The organism is Algoriphagus sp. 4150, assembly GCF_031457395.1.
Taxonomy (GTDB): domain Bacteria; phylum Bacteroidota; class Bacteroidia; order Cytophagales; family Cyclobacteriaceae; genus Algoriphagus.
This window is the reverse complement of sequence record NZ_JAVDWS010000058.1, coordinates 1-4,483: the sequence shown is the minus strand read 5'-3', so window position 1 is coordinate 4,483 and position 4,483 is coordinate 1. Positions and strand designations below refer to the sequence as shown.

At 36.3% G+C, this 4,483-nt stretch carries 2 protein-coding genes and 1 pseudogene; 2 read left to right on the top strand and 1 reads right to left on the bottom strand.

The genetic code is table 11. The features are described 5' to 3' along the window. Together J2X69_RS24595 and J2X69_RS24590 are read left to right on the top strand one after the other, a co-directional pair. Positions 1 to 2,985: condensation domain-containing protein (locus J2X69_RS24595; RefSeq protein ID WP_310109485.1), on the top strand; the 2,985-nt coding region annotated here is incomplete at its 5' end. A gap of 62 nt (positions 2,986 to 3,047) precedes the next feature. After that, positions 3,048 to 3,182, top strand: a complete 135-nt coding sequence (locus J2X69_RS24590) for a hypothetical protein (protein ID WP_310109483.1) — start codon at positions 3,048 to 3,050, stop codon at positions 3,180 to 3,182. A gap of 110 nt (positions 3,183 to 3,292) precedes the next feature. On the opposite strand, the pseudogene J2X69_RS24585 reads toward J2X69_RS24590, so the two are convergent. After that, positions 3,293 to 4,186: pseudogene (locus J2X69_RS24585) on the bottom strand (IS1595 family transposase). Positions 4,187 to 4,483 lie beyond the last annotated feature (297 nt).

Below are 4,483 nucleotides of genomic sequence, written 5' to 3'. Positions count from 1 at the left end.
AAGCTTGACAAGCGTTCCTTGCCGGAAGCGGACTTCAGTTCGCAGCAGAGTTATGTCGGTGCCCGTACTGAGACCGAGTCCGTTCTATGCGGGATTTGGCAAAACCTATTAGGAATAAATAAGATCGGAGTTAATGATAATTTTTTTGCATTGGGGGGGAATTCAATTATCAGTATTCAAGTGATAAGTCATGCAAGAAGATCAGGGATTAATCTTAAGCCAAAGGATTTATACCAATATCAGACAATATTGTTACTTTCTGCACAAATTGACAAAGAGCAATCGGAGAATATAGTATCTCCAATCGAAGATTCTGATTTTTTCGAATTATTACCAATTCAGCAATGGTTTTTTTCAAGAATAGGAGATGCATTAAGCAATATGAGCCAGTCTCTTATAATCTCTCTTGATAAAAAAATTGAGCAGGCTTCGATCGTTGTTGCCTTAAATCAAGTTATTAAGAGTCATGATGCACTAAATGTTAGTTACTATAAGCAAAATAATAAGTGGTTTCAGAAATATGTCGATCATTCAATCGAACTATTACAAGAAGATTTTACTCACCTACCGAATCCCAATCTATCAGAGCAATGTGAAATATTGTCAAATACATACCGTGCACAATTGAGCCCAGTCTCAGGCGAATTGATAAAAGCAATTGTGATTAAAACTCACAGTAGTCTGCAGAATAATTATCTTTTCCTTATCGTTCATCATCTCGCAATTGATGATTTATCATGGTTAATATTGAAAGAAGATTTAGAATCAACTTTAAATCAATTACGGGAACGTAAAAAAATAGAGTTACGATCAAATAAGGGAGCTTATAAGAAATGGTATAGAGGAGTCCTGGCACTGGCTAGCATGGAGACAATTCTGTCACAGAAAAATCACTGGAAAGACATAGTAAAATACACACAATCTCTATCTCAGAACGTTTACGAAATAGATCCAAGTAGTGCAATTGGAGGTTTTTATAAAGCTGAATTTCCAATGCAACTTACTAATGAACTCTTGAGTCAAGTTCATCGTGCGTATCAAACTGAAACGGTAGAAATACTACTTGCCGCCTTAAATCAGGTAATAATTCGTAACTTTGGTTTTGAAAGGGTAGTCATTGGAATGTTACATGGTGGTCACGTAAATAGTTCATTATTTCCTGATATTAACCAAGCTGACTTGGTGGGCTGGCTATCAACACTGTATCCTGTTTTGCTGGCTAAGCAAACTGGTGATTCTGGAAACATGATAACTGCAATAAAGGAGCAGCTCCGGTTTAGTCCTGGTTACGGAATAGGTTACGGAGTATTACGCTACCTACATCCGCAGGATCAGGTACGCAACGAATTGGAAATAAATAATTTTGAATTAATCTTCCAGCATCGCGAACAACTTGGTTCTATAATTTCGAAGGAAAAGAAATCACATAACAAGCTTTGGCCACCAGTTGTGAACAGTGAAGAATTCCAATTTCTAAATGGCATACTATTAACCTCGAGTTTATCAGAGGGCCAATTGACAATACATTGCAATTATTCCAAAAAACGATATCATGAATTGTTTATTCGAGAATTAACAGATGGTATTATTCAGAGCCTGAATTCACTAATTCACTATTGTCTGAAACAAAAGCATACGCACTATTCAAAATCAGATTACCGTGAAATAACATTTGATCAAAAGTATTGGGTTGATCGGGAAATAGAAGAAAACTATAAATTAAAAGATAAGCGTCATGGAGCCGTCACCATGAATTTCTTATTACGGGGTAACTTCAATCAGGATGTTTACCAAGAATCACTGAAATATTTACTAATTAGACATGAAAGTTTACGAAGTTCCTTCATTGTCTACAATGGGGAACCAACACTAAGAGTGCTATCACTGAGTGATTTACCTAAGTATTCTGATTTTAAAGATTTCTCATTCTCTAACGAGGGAAAGGACGATTTTATATTCTTTGAAAATCATTGCTTTGACCTTAAGAAAGGACCTCTTTTTTTGTCGAGGGTTGCTCAACTAAGAAAAGACGAATTTGTGCTGTCGTTCAGGGTACATCACGTAATCATGGACGATTGGTCGATTGGTGTTTTGCTTCGGGATTTTTTTGTAGCCTATAAGTCAATCAGCTCTAAGAAGGTGCCACCGCTATTGCCGTTGAAACGTCAGTTTAAAGATTATATAATGGACGCTGTAATATCAATTCGTGAAAACTATACTAATCATAAGAATTATTGGCTAACTGCCTATAATGGATTGCCGCCAGAACTGGTACTTCCATTTGCAAAACCAAGAGTAAAGTATGACATTGCTAAGAAAATAGGACGAAATAAGCATTACTATCTAGAATCAAGTGCTTTTGAAAATATCAAAAGAAAGGCAATTGATCGTTCAACTTCCGTTTTTAACATTCTTCATAGCATCTTAATAGGGTATTTAAACAGCGAAACTGGACAAAAGGACATTTGCATAGGGACTCAAATATTTAGAAGAGATCATTGGGATATTGAGAATCAAATTGGATTTTATGCTAAAACAGTTTTGATGAGAACTAAAATCGAGAATGTCAATTCTTTCGACAACATTGTAGATAGTGTTATTGTTTCAGACAGTGAAATGCTGACGTATACAGCCTGCCCGTATTCTGAAGCTGCATACAGTCTTTTGCAGGCAGGTGATATTATTTTTGGGAAATTTTGGAAAGTAGATTTACATTATAAATCAGGTCAAGGATTCTATGTTAATCCAGCTGATTTTGAAGATAACGACCTAGAAATTGTTTCGTATATAAATCAAGAAAAATCAGAATCTATTGAGAATTTAGTGCCATATGATCTTCAACTTACTTTTGTAAAAGAAGAGAATGCCTTTCGTTTGATGGTAAATTATGATAGCAATGTGTTCAGCGAACAGTCGCTTGATCTTTTTTTTTCTGGTTACTTTGCATATTCTGATCTAGTGTTTTCTGATATTCCTACAGCCTAGCCATATGCTTCCCGCTAAGAAGCAAATTCACTATTAAAAAAAATGTAGACATTGTAATAATCATGACAGCTTTCTTCACTCTCTACCACCATCATAGTTTTGTGGATCTCAAAATACCAAAATTTGCTATGGCTATTGGTATTCAAGTGGCGCAGGAGAATTTTGGTGAAATTGCGCCTTTTTGGAATGTAAAATAATTATTGGGCTAATCTACTTGGGACAGAGGTGTCTTCCTGCTTTAGTGTTTCCGGCTGTAGATTGTGTGATGTCAACGGTCTTAATAATTAAGATTATAGAGGTGCCCAGATTATATCATTTCATATTTGAAATATAGATTCTTATCCTTATTGACCCTTCTGGTAATCAAATTGTTGAAGATTGTATCTTTATTCTGAGAGTGATTGATCCGGTATGAAAACTCACCCAAGTAACGATCAATATGCCTTTTGCTTACCCAAGAATACGTCGTTCGTAACCATGATTTTACTTGATGGATCATTGTATGAATGGCTTTAAAGTTCATTCAAGCCCAATTCACTTGGAAGCTGTTTGATGGTGTAATCCTTATTGATCGATCGGTATCCTTTCCATTGATCTGTAATCGCTCGGGTGGCCTTGTCTATATGGCTTTCAAAAATCGACCGCAGAAATTTAGCTGAAAAATCCTTGATTCTTGAGGCATAAAACCGTCTTACTTTTCCTGCCTCAGTAAGCTCCATGGCGAACACTATCTTCTTTTTCTTGCCTCCATAGCTCCTTCCGGTATGCCCGGCTTCTTGGCCCCTTACTACAAACTCATCCACATGAACCTCTCCCTGCATCGGATGATTTTCGTTCGATTTCATTGTCTCACATACTTTATGCATGAAACTCATTGCTGTTTTACGGTTAATCGCATAACGCTTGGCTACATACATGGCAGAGAGCCCTTTTGTACTTGTACTCATATCAAAATAGAGATAAAAAGCCTTTACAAGACCAGATTTGACTTTATAGAACAACGGGTCTGCTCCAGCACTTTCAGTATTGCTGCACTTATTACAAGTGCGTAACCCTTCCTAATTTGACTACCCTGATGACCACATTTGCGGCAAGTGAATCCATCCTTCCATTTGAGTTTTGCCAAATATTTTTAGCAGTCTAATTCCGTTTGGAAGGTTCTACTAAATTCTATGACTTGTTGCCCTTTAAAAACATCCATTCTTTACGTTTTTGATAGAATAAATATTTGAATTTAAATGGACACCTCTATAAGATTAAATTAACGTGAGTTCGGGCTTTTGGCTATATTAAAGTGTTGACGTTCAATATATTAATGTCAAAAACCGCCCGCTATGCTTAAGGATAAAATTACCGAATTTTTCGTTTTCATTGGCGATTTCTGCATCGATTTTGAATTGGAGATACAAAAACACCTCCTCGAATCATCAACTAATAAATCAAGAAAAGGGCCGCCTCCCTTGCTGATTCCGAGATCATGAGTATTCTGGTTATGTTC

Bases quoted from the DNA above. Each gene is read 5' to 3' on its own strand.
- J2X69_RS24590 (WP_310109483.1), top strand. From the start codon at position 3,048: ATGACAGCTTTCTTCACTCTCTACCACCATCATAGTTTTGTGGATCTC.